We start from the raw sequence: 13444 nt of genomic DNA, 5'->3' as shown, positions 1-13444 counted from the left end.
AATGGCCGATCTCAAACTAGGCAAGCTGCCCGACCGGACACCGGTGAAGCTGACAATTACGATCACTCCAGACCTTCAGTCATCGCTGCAGGCCTATGCCTCCGTCTATGCCGCTACCTATGGTGTTGAAGAGCCCGTCATTGATCTGATCCCTGCGATGTTGACGACATTCCTCGATGGCGACCGCGCGTTCAATCAGACACGAGCCGCAGCAGGGAGGACGGCGAAATGAGCGAGCCGCCAGCCAGCGACCGTCGTTTGGCACCGATAACCGTCCGCGTGGCAACAGTTGCGCGGATCACCAGCCTCAGCCGCTCGCGCATCTATGAGTTGATCCAGTCCGGCGACATCGAGACGGTGAAGGTCGGTCGGGCAATGCTCGTCAAATATCGCAGCGTGTTGGCGCTTCTCGGCGAAGACACGACGCCGGTGGACCCCTATCTGCCGCCGACCCAGCGCTGAAGCGCCACCTACAAAACCTTGCAGGGCGCGATCGTCGATCGCGCCCCGCTGTCGTTCCGCGCTAGCGTGCGCTGCGACCGGCGCCGAAGTCAGGACGCAGAATCTTGCCAGCGTCGCGCAACTCATCGAGATGATCCGACCAATGTTGCATCATCCGGACGCGCTCATCCCAGTATTCGCCTCGGGTGTAGGCACGTCGCACGGCGCTGGCATCGAGATGGGCGAGTTGCTTCTCGATCGCGTCGGGGTTCCAGATCCCCATTTCGTTGAGCAGCGTCGCTGCCATTGCGCGAAAGCCGTGCGCGGTCATCTCCTGCTGGCTGTAACCAAGTCGGCGGAGCGCCTGATTGACGGCGTTCTCGGACATCGGCCGCTTAGGATTTCCCATGCATGGGAAAAGATAGTCGCGGTGGCCGGTGTGATCGCGCAATTCCTCGATCAGCGCGAGAACCTGACGGGAAAGCGGGACACGATGCGGTCGACGCATTTTCATGCGCTCGGCCGAAAGATACCAGACCGCCTTGTCGCAGTCGAACTCGCTCCACTGCGCCTGCCTCAACTCGCCGGGGCGGACAAATAGATGCGGAGATAGCTTGAGCGCCATCAGCGTTACCAACTGGCCTTCATAACCGTCGATCGCCCGCAGCAACGCGCCGACCTGGATCGGATTGGTGATGGCAGCCAGGTGCTTGACCCTTGGCGTGGCGATAGCGCCGCGAAGATCGGCCGCGACATCCTTCTGGCAGCGCACGGTCGCGACACCATAGCGAAAGACCCGGCTGAGAACGCTGCGCATCCGACGGGCGCTTTCGTAACGCCCATCTGATTCGACCTTGCGAAGCACGGACAGCACTTCCTGTGGGGTCACGTCAGCGATCGGCAGATTGCCGATGATCGGATAGGCCATGCCGAGAAGCCACCGGATCTTGCTGAGCGTGATTTCAGCGCGACCCTCACGCTCGCATTTCTGAACCCACTCCTCGGCAACGTCCTTGAAGGTGTTTGCGGCCGCGACCTTGGCTGCAATACGCGCCCGCTTCTTCTCCACCGCAGGATCGAGGCCGGACGCAAGCTGGCGGCGAGCCTCATCCCGCCGGTCCCGAGCATCGGCAAGGCCGACGTCGGGCCACATACCAAGGTGGAGGGTCTTCTGCTTACCGAGATGGCGAAAGCTAAGCTTCCAAAGTTTCGAGCCGTTGGGGTGGACCGTAAGAAACAGCCCCTGGCCGTCGGAGAGGTTGAATGGCTTCGCGGCAGGCTTCGCAGCGCTGATCCTGAGGTGAGACAACATATCGATTTCCCAGCTAAGCCGGGTCGATCCACCACCAACAAAAACACCAACAAATGTTGGTGTTATGGCTGGATTCCGGTGGATATCGCCGGACGGTTAGTCGGCGATTTTCGGTCGAAAAATGCTGTAAAACCAGCCGCTTGCTGGACGCTCCCGGATCATTCCGGAAGCGTTTCTGGTGCCCAGAAGAGGACTCGAACCTCCACGACCTTGCGATCGCCAGCACCTGAAGCTGGTGCGTCTACCAATTCCGCCATCTGGGCACGGGGTAGGACGGCGCGATTAGCTGCTGGTCCTCACCCTGTCAATCGCGCGCCTGCCATTATTTTGCTTCCTTTCTGGTTTTCTGCGCTCCAGCTTCTATTGGCGCGAAGCAGACGCATTCTTCTTTTAGTGGAGACAGCCCATGGACCCATGCCAAGCCGCGCCGATCGCGTTCCTCGCCCGCCCTGACGGGGTCCGGCTCGCCTACCGGTATCGGGTAGGCGCTGGGCCAACCATCGTTTTTCTTCCCGGCTATATGTCTGATATGGAAGGCGGTAAGGCGGTCGCGCTGGACGCGTGGGCGGCGAAGACCGGGCGGGCTATTCTGCGGCTCGACTATTCCGGTAATGGCATCAGCGAAGGCAGCTTTTCCGACGGTACGCTCGCAAGCTGGCGCGATGATGCGTTATTGCTGATCGATTCGCTGACGCATGGGCCGCTGTTGCTCGTGGGATCGTCAATGGGGGGCTGGATTGCATTGCTCATCGCGCTTGCCCGGCCCGAGCGGGTGGCCGGACTGGTCGGCATCGCTGCCGCTCCAGATTTCACCGAATGGGGATTCAGTGATGCGGACAAGGCGTTGCTTTCGACGGAGGGTCGAATCATCGAGCCAACACCCTATGGCGACGAACCGCTGGTGACGACGCTGGCCTTTTGGCAGTCCGGGCAGGCGCTGCGGCTGCTTGGAGCAGAGATCGCGATCGATTGCCCCGTACGCCTGCTTCAAGGGCAGGAAGATCGCGACGTGCCCTGGCAGACAGCGGTACGGCTGGCACAGCGGCTGCGTTCATATGATGTGCAGACGCTGCTGATTAAGGACGGCGACCATCGCCTGTCGCGCGATGAAGACATCGCGCTGCTCATCCGCACGCTCGGCAGCCTTTTGGATACTCTCTGATGGTCTTATTCTTCCCCTTGCTGCTTATGATGCCGCAAAGCTATGATCCTGAGATCGAGGCGATCATGAACCGTCCGAAGAAGGAAAGAGGAGCGCCTGCTGCACCGCGTGCTCCAGCATCAACACAGGACTCCGCAGCGGCAGAGGCTCGCATCCCGGTACCGGACAAATTTGCAAAGCCTTTTCAGGCCTGCCTCGATCAGGCGATGGAATCTCCTGATCAGGCTGTCGCTTTCGCTCAGAAATGGCGGTTGGAGGGTGGAAGTTTCTATGCTCGCCATTGCATGGGCTTTGCCTATGCGCGGGCAGAGCGTTGGGCTCCTGCCATTGTCGCCTTCGAACAGGCGGCTGACGAGGCTGAACGCGCTGGCGAGATGGCGCAGGGGGCGCGTTTGTGGGCGCAGGCTGGCAATGCCGCCCTTGCGTCGGGCGATGCAGTCAAGGCGCGGACCAGCTTTGACGCTGCGCTGGCGCGAGGGCTACCCGACGGCATCGAAAAGGGTGAGACACAACTGGATCAGGCTCGCGCGCTGGTCGCATTGGGGGAACTAAAGGCAGCCCGCGATTCCCTCGACGCCGCCTTGATACAGGTGCCGCAAGACCCGCTCGCCTGGCTGCTTTCGGCGACGCTGGCTCGCCGCTCGGGAGAGTTGAAACTGGCTCAGGCGCATATCGCCCGGGCGGTGCAGTTGTCGCCCGATGATGCCTCCGTTGCATTGGAGGAAGGTAATGTCGCCGTGCTGACCGATCACCCCGACATCGCCCATTCGGCATGGAAGCGGGCGGTGAAGCTGGCGCCCCAGTCCGCTGCGGGCGGGGCTGCTGCCGACAATCTCGCCCGTTTGCCTGTAGCAGCGCCGATGGCGGGAACATCTGGCCGCAATTGACCGGGCGTTAATTCAGATAAAAATCGACGGTCGTGACGACCCGGACCTTCTTGTAAGGCGTATCGCTCGACCCGTCTGCTTCGCCGTCGCGCGGCTCGATCGAAAAATAGCCTTGCGTCGCGCTTTTTATACCGCCGACACTCGCGCCGCTGTCCCGCGCGAATTGCTCCGCCGCTGCCCTAGCATCCCTCGTTGCGGTCGCCACCATTGGCGGTTTGATGGCATTCAGCTTGGTGAAGCTGTAGCGCATGCCCGACCCTTCCTGCAGCGTTACGCCGCGCCGGACCAGGTCGAACTGCTGCGCGACCGCTCGCTGTGCGCGTGCGATGTCGGTCGTGCGCAGTAGCATCCGCTGAGTAACGGTGATCGTGTTCACGCCATTGTTGATATATTGATTGACCCCCGCGCCGGTGGGCGTCAGCGCTTCTGGCTTGAAGCCGAGACCCGCAAAATAGGCTTTCAATTCCTTCGTATTGTTGTCGATCTCCGCTCGTACGGCGGGCAGGTCGAAACCTGTAGCCGCATAGCTGATCGACCAGGTGGCGAGGTCCGCAGTGACATTGCGTTCCGCCAGGCCGCGCACGGTGACAGAGCGGTCGGCAGCCTTGGCGCGCTTCAGCCCATCACCCAGCAAATAGCCGCCGCTCACCACACCCAGCGCCAGCAATCCGGCACAGCCCAATAGCACCTTGTCGCGATACTCAAGAGCCATCTCACTCTCCTCTTTCCATCAAGCCTGCGCCATCCTATCTTGATAAATACACCTGCATTTTTAGAGATGAACCGTTGCTTGATGGCGGCGAACGGAGCGAAGCGTGACCAAATATCTCCACACCATGATCCGCGTGACCGACGTCGATCGCACCGTCTCCTTCTTCAATCTGCTCGGGCTTCAGGAGCAAAAACGCGTCGATAGTGAAAGCGGTCGCTTCACCCTGGTTTTTCTCGCGGCGCCGGGCGACGAGGAGGCACAGGTCGAACTCACTTATAACTGGCCGCCGGAAGATGGCGCCCCGGCCGAAACTTACGGGGAGGGCCGCAATTTCGGCCATCTCGCCTACCGCGTCGATAATATCTACGACGTCTGCCAGAGGCTGATGGATGCGGGCATCACCATCAATCGGCCGCCACGGGATGGCCATATGGCCTTCGTCCGGACGCCGGACAATATTTCGATCGAACTGCTGCAGGACGGATATCTGGCTCCGGCAGAACCGTGGGCATCCATGCCCAATACCGGCGTCTGGTAAGCGCCATGCTGCAGGTTGTTCGCGTTCCAGTCCTGGCCGACAATTATGTCTGGCTGCTGCACGATGAATTCAGCAGTGAGACCGTTGTGATCGATCCCGCCGTGGCCGAGCCTGTGCTGGATGCGGCGGCCGCGCACGGCTGGACGATCAGCCAGATCTGGAACACCCATTGGCATGGCGACCATGTAGGCGGGAATGCAGGAATCAAGGCGGTGACTGGCTGCCGCATCACCGGACCAAGAGCGGAAGCCGCGAAGATCGGGACGCTGGACCTGCAGGTGGGGGAGGGCGATCAGGTCCACATTGGCGACCATGTCGCGACCGTCATGGAAGTTCCGGCCCATACCGCAGGGCACATTGCTTATTATCTGCCGGGTGACGGCCTCATCTTTGTAGGTGACACGCTCTTCGCCATGGGTTGTGGTCGGCTGTTCGAAGGAACGGCGGATCAGATGTTCGCCAATATGGCCCGGTTTGCGGCGCTCCCGGATAATACGATCGTTTATTGCGCCCATGAATATACGCAGGGCAACGGTCTTTTTGCTCTGACCATCGAGCCCGATAACGAGGCGCTGGTCGCACGGATGACGCAGGTGAATGTGGCGCGCGCGCGCGGCGAAGCAACCGTGCCGACCACCATAGGGCAGGAGCGCGCGACCAATGTTTTTATGCGCGCGGCTGATGTGGGCGAATTGGCGCGTCGCCGCGCTGCCAAGGATGCAGCCTGACGTCTGCGGCGTTATTTCATCGTTGCGGGGATGAAAGCTGGAGAAGTGCCATGCGGAAATGCATATTTCTCGCCCCCCTGATTTTGCCGGCGTGCGCTGGTGGCAATGAGCCTTCCCGTCTCACAGAAAAGGAGGCAGCCCGGCTGGAAGCAGCGCTGGAAGGCAAGGTTGTGGGTGAGCCCGTAAGCTGCGTCAACCGCTATCCCCAAGCCAGCCTTACCGCGATCAACGAGTCTGTCCTGCTTTACAGGGTCAGCGGCCGACTGGTGTATCGCAATGATCTGATCGGAAGCTGTACGGGCCTCGGCCGGGGCGACACGCTGGTGATCATGGCTACCGGCTCGCAATATTGCCGGGGTGACATCGCCAGAAGCGCTGACCTTGTGACAGGTTCTATCACCGGCGGCTGTGCGCTGGGTTCCTTCACGCCCTACCGTAGCCCCGGCCGATGAGCGGTCAGCCCTTGTAGAGTGCGTCCAGACGGTCCTGATAACGCGCACGAATGACATGGCGCCGGATCTTCATCGAAGGTGTCATCTCGCCATTTTCGATGGTGAAAGGCTCTTCGCTGAGGAGAAAGCGACGCACCCGTTCGGTGATTGAAAGTTCAGCGTTTACTCGATCGACTGCAGCCCTCAATGCCGCGATATAAGCCGCATCGCTGGCCAAATTATCGGTGTTCTGGCCCCACGCCGCCGCCCACTCGCGGGTCCATTCCGCGTCGGGAACCAGCAGACCCACCAGATGCGGCCGCCGATCGCCATAGACCATCGCCTGCCCGATCTCAGGCTGTAGCGTCAGCATGCCTTCGACTTTCTGGGGAGAGACATTATCGCCCTTGTCGTTGACGATCAGGTCTTTCTTGCGGTCGGTTATACGGATCCGCCCTTTGGCATCGATCTCGCCAATGTCGCCCGTGTGCAGCCAGCCGTCCTTCAGCGCCTTTTCGGTTTCTGTGCTGTTGCGCCAATAGCCGTGCATCACCAACTCACCGCGCACCAATATCTCGCCATCTTGGGCGATCTTTACCTCGACCCCCTCCAATGGCGGGCCGACCGTGTCCATGGCGATGCCTGCGCTTGGCCGGTTGCAACTGACCACCGGTCCAGCCTCCGTCTGGCCATAGCCCTGCAACAGCGTCAGTCCCATGGCGTCGAAGAACAGGCCAACATCGGGGTTGAGCGGTGCGCCGCCTGATACCAGCGCCTTCATCCGGCCGCCGAAGCGTTGCGCGATCTTGGGTTTAAGCGTCCGGCCGAGTAGCAGCTTCATCGGCAGGTCGGCAATCGATCCCTCACCCTTCTGCTCTTTGGCCGCGATCCGCAGCGCTTGGGAAAGCAACCAGGCGGGGAATTTCCCCTGTTTTTCGATCGACTTGATGATGCGGGCGCGCAAGACCTCGAACAGCCGGGGTACGACCACCATGATGGTGGGCCGCGCTTCCTCGATATTGCTGGCGAGCTTTTCCAAACCTTCCGCATAATAGATCTGCCCGGCCAGCATGATTGGCAGGAATTGGCCGCCGCTGTGCTCATAGGCGTGGGACAGCGGCAGGAAAGACAGGAAAACCTCGTCATCCCACCCGAAATCCTCCGCCACCAGTTTTCCTGCGCCCTCGATATTGCACAGGATAGCGCCATGATGTTGCATCACCCCCCGCGGCGCGCCGCCGGTGCCGCTGGTGTATATGATGCATGCCAGGTCATCGCGCCCCGCCGTCTGCTCCGCCGCACAGGCGTCCGGGTCGGCGATGTGCGACGAGATCAGGTCGGCCCACAGATGGCAGGACACATTGCCCTGCGCACTTCTCAGCGGTTCCATGCCGACCACGAAGCTTGCCTGCGATCGAAGCACGGCTGGCATCAGCGCCTGGGCCAGCTTCGCAGTCGATACGATCACCGCCCGCGCGCCACTGTCGGTCAGGATATGCTGGTGATCGCGTGTCGTATTGGTGGTGTAGGTCGGCACGGTGACGCATCCCGCCGCCATGATGGCAAGATCGGCGATGCAGAATTCCGGCCGGTTCTCGCTGACCAGCATCACCGGATCGCCGGGCTTGAGTCCCTGTGCGCGCAGCGCTGCGGCAAGGCTTGCGACCTGCTGCGCAGTCTCGGTCCAACTGAGCGGCAGCCAGCTGTCAGCGGCTTTGCGCCACAGGAAGGGTAAGTCGCCCATTTCCTTCGCTCGTGCGAAGAACATGGTCACCAGATTGGGATATCGTTCGATCGCCCGCAAGCCGCGCAACTCCTAAATCCCGGGGCGCGTCACTCGCGCGCATCCGTATCTCGACGCGCTATAACCGTGCCGGGCAGTAACGGTCACGCATTTTCAGTCGAATAGCCCGTCCTGGAGCCCGGCCGGCGGATTGAGTCCGAGATGTTTCCACCCTGGTCCATTGAGGCAGCGCCCTCGCGCGGTGCGGGCTATAAGGCCGAGCTGGATCAGATAGGGCTCTATCACCTCCTCGACCGTATCGCGCGGTTCGGACAGGCCTGCTGCCAATGTTTCCACGCCCACGGGACCACCACGATAGATGTCGGCGATCATCATCAGATATCGGCGGTCCATGAGGTCGAGGCCAAGATGATCGACCTCCAACCGGCTCAGCGCGGAATCGGCGGCCTTGGCATCCACTGCTTCCACGCCCGCGACATTGGCGAAATCGCGCACCCGTCGCAGCAGCCGCCCGGCAATACGCGGCGTGCCCCGTGACCGACGAGCGATCTCGATCGCGCCGTCGGAGGTGATGCCGAGGTTCAGTAGACGCGCCGCACGCCGCACTACCAGCTCAAGTTCCTCGACCGTATAGAATTGCAGCCGTACCGGAATGCCGAAACGGTCGCGCAGCGGCGTTGTCAGCAAACCCTGTCGCGTCGTCGCCCCCACCAGCGTGAAGCGCGGCAGGTCTATTCGGACCGACCGCGCCGAAGGCCCCTCGCCGATCATCAAGTCGAGCGCCCGATCTTCCATCGCGGGATATAGCACTTCCTCCACAGCAGGATTGAGCCGATGGATTTCGTCCACGAACAGCACGTCGCCCTCGTCCAGGTTGGTGAGGAGCGCCGCCAGGTCGCCCGACTTGGCGATTACCGGTCCCGATGTGGCGCGGAATCCCACGCCCATTTCCTTTGCCACGATCTGCGCCAGCGTTGTCTTGCCAAGGCCGGGCGGGCCGAAGAACAACACATGGTCCAGCGCATCCCCGCGCTGCCTTGCCGCTTCGATAAACACGCGCAGATTCTCACGCGCCGCCTGCTGCCCGATAAACTCGGTCAGCGATTTGGGCCGCAGCGCCGCATCCACATCTTCGACGCGCCGGGTAGAGGCGACCAGCCGATCCTCGCTCATGCGTGCCTGTCCATGTCACTGACCTCATGCCGAACGCCTGTCACTTCGCCGCCTTCCTGAGCGCCAGCCGCACCAGAGCATCCAGCGTCGCGCTCTCGCCCAGTTCTTCTTCCGCCTGCGCCACTGCGCTGCTCGCTTCGGCAGGTTTGAAGCCCAGATTGTGCAGCGCTGAAATCGCGTCCGCGCCGAGTCCTCCTGCGGCGACCAGGCTCATGCCTCCGACTGGTAGGGCGCCTGCCCCCGGCGCTGCGCCGATCTTGTCCTTCAGCTCGTTAACGATCCGCAGTGCAAGCTTGGGGCCTACGCCATTGGCCCGCGCCACCATCGCCTTGTCACCGGTAGCGACGGCACGATGCAATTCCGCGGGTTCCAGCGCCGATAGTATCGCCAGCGCCACGCGCGATCCCACGCCCTGCACGCCGATCAACAGGCGGAACCAGTCCCTCTCCTCGCCACGCGCGAAACCGACAAGACGGATCGAATCCTCGGACACCAGCATTTCGGTGTACACCGTTACCGCTTCGCCTACCGGCCCGAGCGCCGACAAGGTTCGGGATGACGCCCCGACCAGATAGCCGACGCCGCCCACATCGATGATGGCGTGGTCGATACCGGTGCTGTCCAGCCGCCCTTTGAGTTTTGCGATCATGCCCCGCGCCCTTTGGTCATGGTCTGTTCTTTACAGCCTCTTGGGCTGCGCGCCAGTCAAAAGCGTTCGCCACGGGACACTCTGCAATTCAAAGATGATTAGCCTTCACCGCTTGCTTACCTTTTCCCGACATAAGCGTCGAATGCCCAGCCAGGCCGATCCCTGTCCCCGTTCCGCCGTAAGTCATGGTGTAGGTCTCTCCGGTCTGGCGGGGCTTGGCCTGTGGACGCTCGTCGCACGACATTTCGGCATGAATGGGCCTAATGCGGGCCTGACGGCGGTCCTGGCCTGCGGGCTGCCAATGGTCCTGTGGTCGCTGTTGGTGGACAAGGTACACCGCAACCCGTCCACCGGCATAGACTGGCAAGGCCCGCCCCGCGCGTGGCGCGCCATCCTGGACATTAGCCTGGTGAAGATCGCTGGTCTTTGGGCGACATGGCTGGGCATCGCGATCTTCTATTGTCTCGCGCGCTGGTATTGGACCGGCAATTATCGCTTTTCGATGAACCTGTTCATCGATGCAGCGCCATGGCTCGTTGCGCTCTCCATTCCATATGTTGTCTGGTTAGACCGGCGGCTTATCGATCCGAAGGATGCCACCTACGCCTTCGGCCAATGGGTGATCGGAGGAGCGGCGGGCAGGCCGGATCTGACACAAGTCGCTGATCACGCGCGCGCGTGGGCGGTGAAGGGCTTTTTCCTTGCCTTCATGCTGTCGATTGTGCCGGGAAACTTCGCCAGCGTTGTCGACTGGCGGTTCGACCACATCTTCGCCAACCCGGTGAATCTTGCCGCCTTTCTTATCGCCGCCATGTTCATGATCGATGTCTGCATGGCGACGGTCGGCTATCTATTGACTTGCAGGCCGCTGGATTCCCACATCCGCTCAGCAAATCCGGCGCTTGCGGGATGGCTTGCCGCGCTCATTTGCTATCCGCCCTTTGTGCTGATGGGCGGGGGCGGTCCGCTCGACTATCACGCGGGTGGCGCGGAATGGGATGTCTGGACGCAGGGACACACCTTGCTGCAATGGCTGCTCGGCGGTTGGCTGGTACTTTTGACCGCCGTCTATGCCTGGGCAACGGTGGTGTTCGGCATTCGCTTTTCCAACCTTACCCATCGCGGCATATTGACCCATGGTCCCTATCGCTGGACGCGGCACCCCGCCTATCTTTCCAAGAATCTCTTCTGGTGGTTTTCGGCGCTGCCTTTCCTCACGGTGTCGGGTAGCCTCACCGATATGGTCCGTAACTGCGCGATGCTGGCGGCGACCAACGCCGTCTATTATTGGCGCGCGCGGACGGAGGAGGCGCATCTGTCGTCCGATCCGCACTATCGCGCCTATAGCGAGTGGATGGACCGCAACGGTCCCGTGCCTCGCCTTGTTGCCTGGGCGAGGGGCCGGGGACGTGCGCTGCCGGTGCCCCAACCCGCCGAATAACGACTAATAGCTTTCCTCGGCATAGATCCGGGAAAGGTCGCCTGCCCATTCGCCATGATAGCGTTCGAGCAGATGCTCGGCATGGGTGCGCCCGGCGGCGACGATCTCGTCGAGTGGCGCAAGATAAGCGGTTTCGTTGTCGCCTGCGCCGTTCAGTCGCGCCCGAGCCTTCAGCCCGCTGCGGCTGATGTCGAGAACGTCCCCCGCAATATCCCGCAGCTTGCGGCCACCCGGCACCGGAGCGTCCAGGGCCTGGCCGGGCGCCGCGTCACGCAGCGCCTGCCGTTCTTCCATGCTCCAGTGCTTGACCAGGTCCCATGCCGCATCCAGTGCGCCCTGCTCGTAGAGCAGGCCGACCCAGAATGCCGGGAGGGCGGTGATCCGATCGGCGCGCCCGCCGTCGGCCCCGCGCATTTCCAGGAAGCTCTTTAGCCGTACTTCGGGAAAGGCGGTGGACAGATGATCCTCCCAATCCTTTTCCGTCGGCTTCTGACCTGGCAGGACGGACAGTTTTCCATTAAGGAAATCGCGGAAACTCAGGCCCGCAGCATCGATATAACGGCCGTCCCGGTACACGAAATACATGGGCACATCGAGCGCATAGTCGGCATAGCGCTCGTAACCGAAACCTTCCTCGAAGACGAAGGGCAGCATGCCCGTACGATGCGGATCGGTATCGGACCAGATATGGCTGCGATAGGACAGCATGCCGTTAGGCTTGCCCTCGGTGAAGGGCGAATTTGCGAACAGCGCCGTCGCCAGCGGTTGCAGCGCCAGCGAGACGCGGAACTTCTGCACCATGTCCGCTTCGCTGCCATAGTCGAGATTAGTCTGGATGGTGCAGGTCCGCAGCATCATGTCGAGGCCCATCGAGCCCACGCGCGGCATGTGGCGCAGCATGATGTCGTAGCGCCCCTTGGGCATGATCGGCAGCGCGTCCCGCCGCTTGTCCGGCCACATGCCCAGGCCCAGGAAACCCAGGCCCAACATGTCGCCGACATATTTCACCTGTTCCAGATGACGCTCGGTCTCCATGCAGGTCTGGTGCAGATTTTCGAGCGGCGCGCCCGACAGTTCCAGTTGTCCAGCAGGCTCCAGGCTGACTGTTCCATCGCGGCCCGACAGCGCAATGATATTTTCGCCTTCAAACACGGGATTCCAGCCATAACGCGTAAGGCCGATCAACAGCGTATGGATCCCGCCCTGTTCGTCATAGGATGGGGCGTGATGGTCGTTCTTGGCATACACGAATTTCTCATGCTCAGTGCCGATGCGCCAGCGTTCCTTGGGCTTTTCGCCTTTGGAAAAGGCCGCGATCAACTGCTCGCGGCTCTCGATTACGGGGTCTGCGCCCCCTGAGTCTGTCCTGGTGCTCATGCCCCGCCTTAGCCTGTCCCCCCAGCGCGTCAATAACAGCGCGCGGGGCACAAATAGGTTGCGCATAGGGCTGCGGCAATCCCATTTCGGAATGCAACTATTGCCAGTCACCGTTCAGAGCCATCCAGGCAGCGGTGGCGGCGATCGCTGCTGTCTCGGCTCGCAATATGCGTGGTCCCAGCGAAACGGGCACCGCCTTCGTCACGGCGCGGATCGCGTCCCGCTCGGCGGGATCAAAGCCTCCCTCCGGCCCGATCAGAAAGGCCGCTGCGCCCGGATGCGTTCGCAGCGCATCGACCAGCGGCTTGCCCCCTGTCTCATCAGCGAAGAACAGCCAGCGGTCGCCGGGCCAATCGCGCAACATGGCATCCAGCTTCACCATAGAGCAAAGGTCCGGCAGCGCCGTGCGCCCGCACTGTTCAGCCGCCTCGATCAAATGGGCGTGCAGCCGGTCGAGATTGAGCTTGTCCACCACGGCGCGCCGGGTCAGTACCGGTTGCAGTCTCGCCACGCCCAGTTCGCAAGCCTTTTCGGCGATCAGGTCGATCCTTCCCTTCTTGATCGGCGCGCAGCACAGCCAGAAATCCGGCGCATCCTCCAGTGGCTTCGTCTGGCTTACGCATTCCAGCACTAGATCGCGTTTCCGGATATCGCGGACTCGCGCCGCCCATTCGCCCGATCGCCCATCGAACAACAGCACGATATCGTCTGCCTTTATGCGCATGACGCTGATCAGATAATGAGCCGGATTGCCATCGACCGGTACGGCGACGCCTTCGCCCAGCTGCGTTTCGACATGCAGACGCGGGGCGCTTTGCGGCGGCCAGGCAGGGGTTGCGGTCATATGCA

At 61.7% G+C, this 13444-nt stretch carries 15 protein-coding genes and 1 tRNA gene; 8 read left to right on the top strand and 8 right to left on the bottom strand.

Features of this window, described 5'->3' with window-relative positions:
* Window position 1 precedes the first annotated feature (1 nt).
* Both K663_RS15905 and K663_RS15900 read left to right on the top strand, forming a co-directional pair.
* The gene (locus K663_RS15905; protein WP_062119717.1) at window positions 2–232 is read left to right on the top strand and encodes a DUF2274 domain-containing protein; all 231 of its coding nucleotides are present in this window, start codon (window positions 2–4) and stop codon (window positions 230–232) included.
* The gene (locus K663_RS15900) at window positions 229–462 is read left to right on the top strand and encodes a helix-turn-helix domain-containing protein (RefSeq protein WP_062119714.1); all 234 of its coding nucleotides are present in this window, start codon (window positions 229–231) and stop codon (window positions 460–462) included. Before K663_RS15905 ends, K663_RS15900 begins: the two co-directional genes overlap by 4 nt.
* 61 nt (window positions 463–523) lie before the next feature.
* Here the strand turns inward: K663_RS15900 and K663_RS15895 are convergent, their stop codons facing one another.
* Window positions 524–1753, bottom strand: a complete 1230-nt coding sequence (locus K663_RS15895; protein ID WP_062119711.1) for a tyrosine-type recombinase/integrase — start codon at window positions 1751–1753, stop codon at window positions 524–526.
* A gap of 176 nt (window positions 1754–1929) precedes the next feature.
* Window positions 1930–2016 (bottom strand) — tRNA-Leu (locus K663_RS15890).
* A 143-nt stretch (window positions 2017–2159) separates the two neighbouring features.
* On the opposite strand from K663_RS15890, the gene K663_RS15885 reads away from it, so the two are divergent.
* Both K663_RS15885 and K663_RS15880 read left to right on the top strand, forming a co-directional pair.
* On the top strand, window positions 2160–2915 hold the full coding sequence (locus tag K663_RS15885) for an alpha/beta fold hydrolase (RefSeq protein ID WP_062119708.1): 756 nt from the start codon (window positions 2160–2162) through the stop codon (window positions 2913–2915).
* Window positions 2915–3802, top strand: a complete 888-nt coding sequence (locus K663_RS15880; RefSeq protein WP_062119705.1) for a tetratricopeptide repeat protein — start codon at window positions 2915–2917, stop codon at window positions 3800–3802. The genes K663_RS15885 and K663_RS15880 overlap by 1 nt, the downstream gene beginning before the upstream one ends.
* Window positions 3803–3809: 7 nt before the next feature.
* On the opposite strand, the gene K663_RS15875 is transcribed toward K663_RS15880, so the two are convergent.
* Window positions 3810–4514, bottom strand: coding sequence for an SIMPL domain-containing protein (locus K663_RS15875; protein ID WP_062119702.1), 705 nt, complete (start codon window positions 4512–4514; stop codon window positions 3810–3812).
* A 103-nt stretch (window positions 4515–4617) separates the two neighbouring features.
* On the opposite strand from K663_RS15875, the gene K663_RS15870 reads away from it, so the two are divergent.
* From K663_RS15870 to K663_RS15860, 3 genes are read left to right on the top strand one after another with little or no spacing between them, the layout of a single operon-like run.
* Window positions 4618–5052, top strand: coding sequence for a VOC family protein (locus tag K663_RS15870; protein ID WP_062119698.1), 435 nt, complete (start codon window positions 4618–4620; stop codon window positions 5050–5052).
* A 5-nt stretch (window positions 5053–5057) separates the two neighbouring features.
* Window positions 5058–5780, top strand: a complete 723-nt coding sequence (gloB, locus tag K663_RS15865; RefSeq protein ID WP_062119696.1) for a hydroxyacylglutathione hydrolase — start codon at window positions 5058–5060, stop codon at window positions 5778–5780.
* 50 nt (window positions 5781–5830) lie between these two features.
* The gene (locus K663_RS15860) at window positions 5831–6232 is read left to right on the top strand and encodes a hypothetical protein (protein ID WP_062119688.1); all 402 of its coding nucleotides are present in this window, start codon (window positions 5831–5833) and stop codon (window positions 6230–6232) included.
* Window positions 6233–6236: 4 nt separating this feature from the next.
* Here K663_RS15860 and K663_RS15855 read toward each other — a convergent pair whose 3' ends face one another.
* From K663_RS15855 to ruvA, 3 genes are all read right to left on the bottom strand, one after another.
* A complete protein-coding gene (locus K663_RS15855; protein WP_062121084.1) occupies window positions 6237–7979 on the bottom strand; it encodes an AMP-dependent synthetase/ligase in 1743 nt (580 codons plus the stop codon).
* Window positions 7980–8108: 129 nt separating this feature from the next.
* Window positions 8109–9128 (bottom strand): Holliday junction branch migration DNA helicase RuvB, encoded by a 1020-nt coding sequence (gene ruvB, locus K663_RS15850; RefSeq protein WP_062119685.1) that lies wholly within the window; start codon window positions 9126–9128, stop codon window positions 8109–8111.
* Window positions 9129–9168: 40 nt separating this feature from the next.
* Window positions 9169–9777 (bottom strand): Holliday junction branch migration protein RuvA, encoded by a 609-nt coding sequence (gene ruvA, locus K663_RS15845; RefSeq protein ID WP_062119682.1) that lies wholly within the window; start codon window positions 9775–9777, stop codon window positions 9169–9171.
* Between the two features lie 142 nt (window positions 9778–9919).
* On the opposite strand from ruvA, the gene K663_RS15840 reads away from it, so the two are divergent.
* Entirely contained in the window at window positions 9920–11218 is a 1299-nt protein-coding gene (locus K663_RS15840) for a methyltransferase family protein (RefSeq protein WP_062119679.1), read from the top strand.
* 3 nt (window positions 11219–11221) lie between these two features.
* Here the strand turns inward: K663_RS15840 and K663_RS15835 are convergent, their stop codons facing one another.
* Both K663_RS15835 and K663_RS15830 read right to left on the bottom strand, forming a co-directional pair.
* On the bottom strand, window positions 11222–12595 hold the full coding sequence (locus K663_RS15835; protein ID WP_062119676.1) for a glutamate--cysteine ligase: 1374 nt from the start codon (window positions 12593–12595) through the stop codon (window positions 11222–11224).
* A gap of 97 nt (window positions 12596–12692) precedes the next feature.
* Entirely contained in the window at window positions 12693–13439 is a 747-nt protein-coding gene (locus tag K663_RS15830; protein WP_062121081.1) for a 16S rRNA (uracil(1498)-N(3))-methyltransferase, read from the bottom strand.
* Between the last annotated feature and the right edge of the window lie 5 nt (window positions 13440–13444).

Source organism: Sphingobium sp. MI1205, from assembly GCF_001563285.1.
Lineage (GTDB): Bacteria > Pseudomonadota > Alphaproteobacteria > Sphingomonadales > Sphingomonadaceae > Sphingobium.
Note: the sequence above shows the minus strand (reverse complement) of the source record. Positions and strands in the feature narration are given on the sequence as shown.

What these genes read in the sequence shown, in the direction of transcription:
- K663_RS15905 (WP_062119717.1), top strand. Translation starts at nt 2, where the DNA reads ATGGCCGATCTCAAACTAGGCAAGCTGCCCGACCGGACACCGGTGAAG.
- K663_RS15900 (WP_062119714.1), top strand. Translation starts at nt 229, where the DNA reads ATGAGCGAGCCGCCAGCCAGCGACCGTCGTTTGGCACCGATAACCGTC.
- K663_RS15895 (WP_062119711.1), bottom strand. Translation starts at nt 1,753, where the DNA reads ATGTTGTCTCACCTCAGGATCAGCGCTGCGAAGCCTGCCGCGAAGCCA.
- K663_RS15885 (WP_062119708.1), top strand. Translation starts at nt 2,160, where the DNA reads ATGGACCCATGCCAAGCCGCGCCGATCGCGTTCCTCGCCCGCCCTGAC.
- K663_RS15880 (WP_062119705.1), top strand. Translation starts at nt 2,915, where the DNA reads ATGGTCTTATTCTTCCCCTTGCTGCTTATGATGCCGCAAAGCTATGAT.
- K663_RS15875 (WP_062119702.1), bottom strand. Translation starts at nt 4,514, where the DNA reads ATGGCTCTTGAGTATCGCGACAAGGTGCTATTGGGCTGTGCCGGATTG.
- gloB (WP_062119696.1), top strand. Translation starts at nt 5,058, where the DNA reads ATGCTGCAGGTTGTTCGCGTTCCAGTCCTGGCCGACAATTATGTCTGG.
- K663_RS15860 (WP_062119688.1), top strand. Translation starts at nt 5,831, where the DNA reads ATGCGGAAATGCATATTTCTCGCCCCCCTGATTTTGCCGGCGTGCGCT.
- K663_RS15855 (WP_062121084.1), bottom strand. Translation starts at nt 7,979, where the DNA reads ATGTTCTTCGCACGAGCGAAGGAAATGGGCGACTTACCCTTCCTGTGG.
- ruvB (WP_062119685.1), bottom strand. Translation starts at nt 9,128, where the DNA reads ATGAGCGAGGATCGGCTGGTCGCCTCTACCCGGCGCGTCGAAGATGTG.
- ruvA (WP_062119682.1), bottom strand. Translation starts at nt 9,777, where the DNA reads ATGATCGCAAAACTCAAAGGGCGGCTGGACAGCACCGGTATCGACCAC.
- K663_RS15840 (WP_062119679.1), top strand. Translation starts at nt 9,920, where the DNA reads ATGCCCAGCCAGGCCGATCCCTGTCCCCGTTCCGCCGTAAGTCATGGT.
- K663_RS15835 (WP_062119676.1), bottom strand. Translation starts at nt 12,595, where the DNA reads ATGAGCACCAGGACAGACTCAGGGGGCGCAGACCCCGTAATCGAGAGC.
- K663_RS15830 (WP_062121081.1), bottom strand. Translation starts at nt 13,439, where the DNA reads ATGACCGCAACCCCTGCCTGGCCGCCGCAAAGCGCCCCGCGTCTGCAT.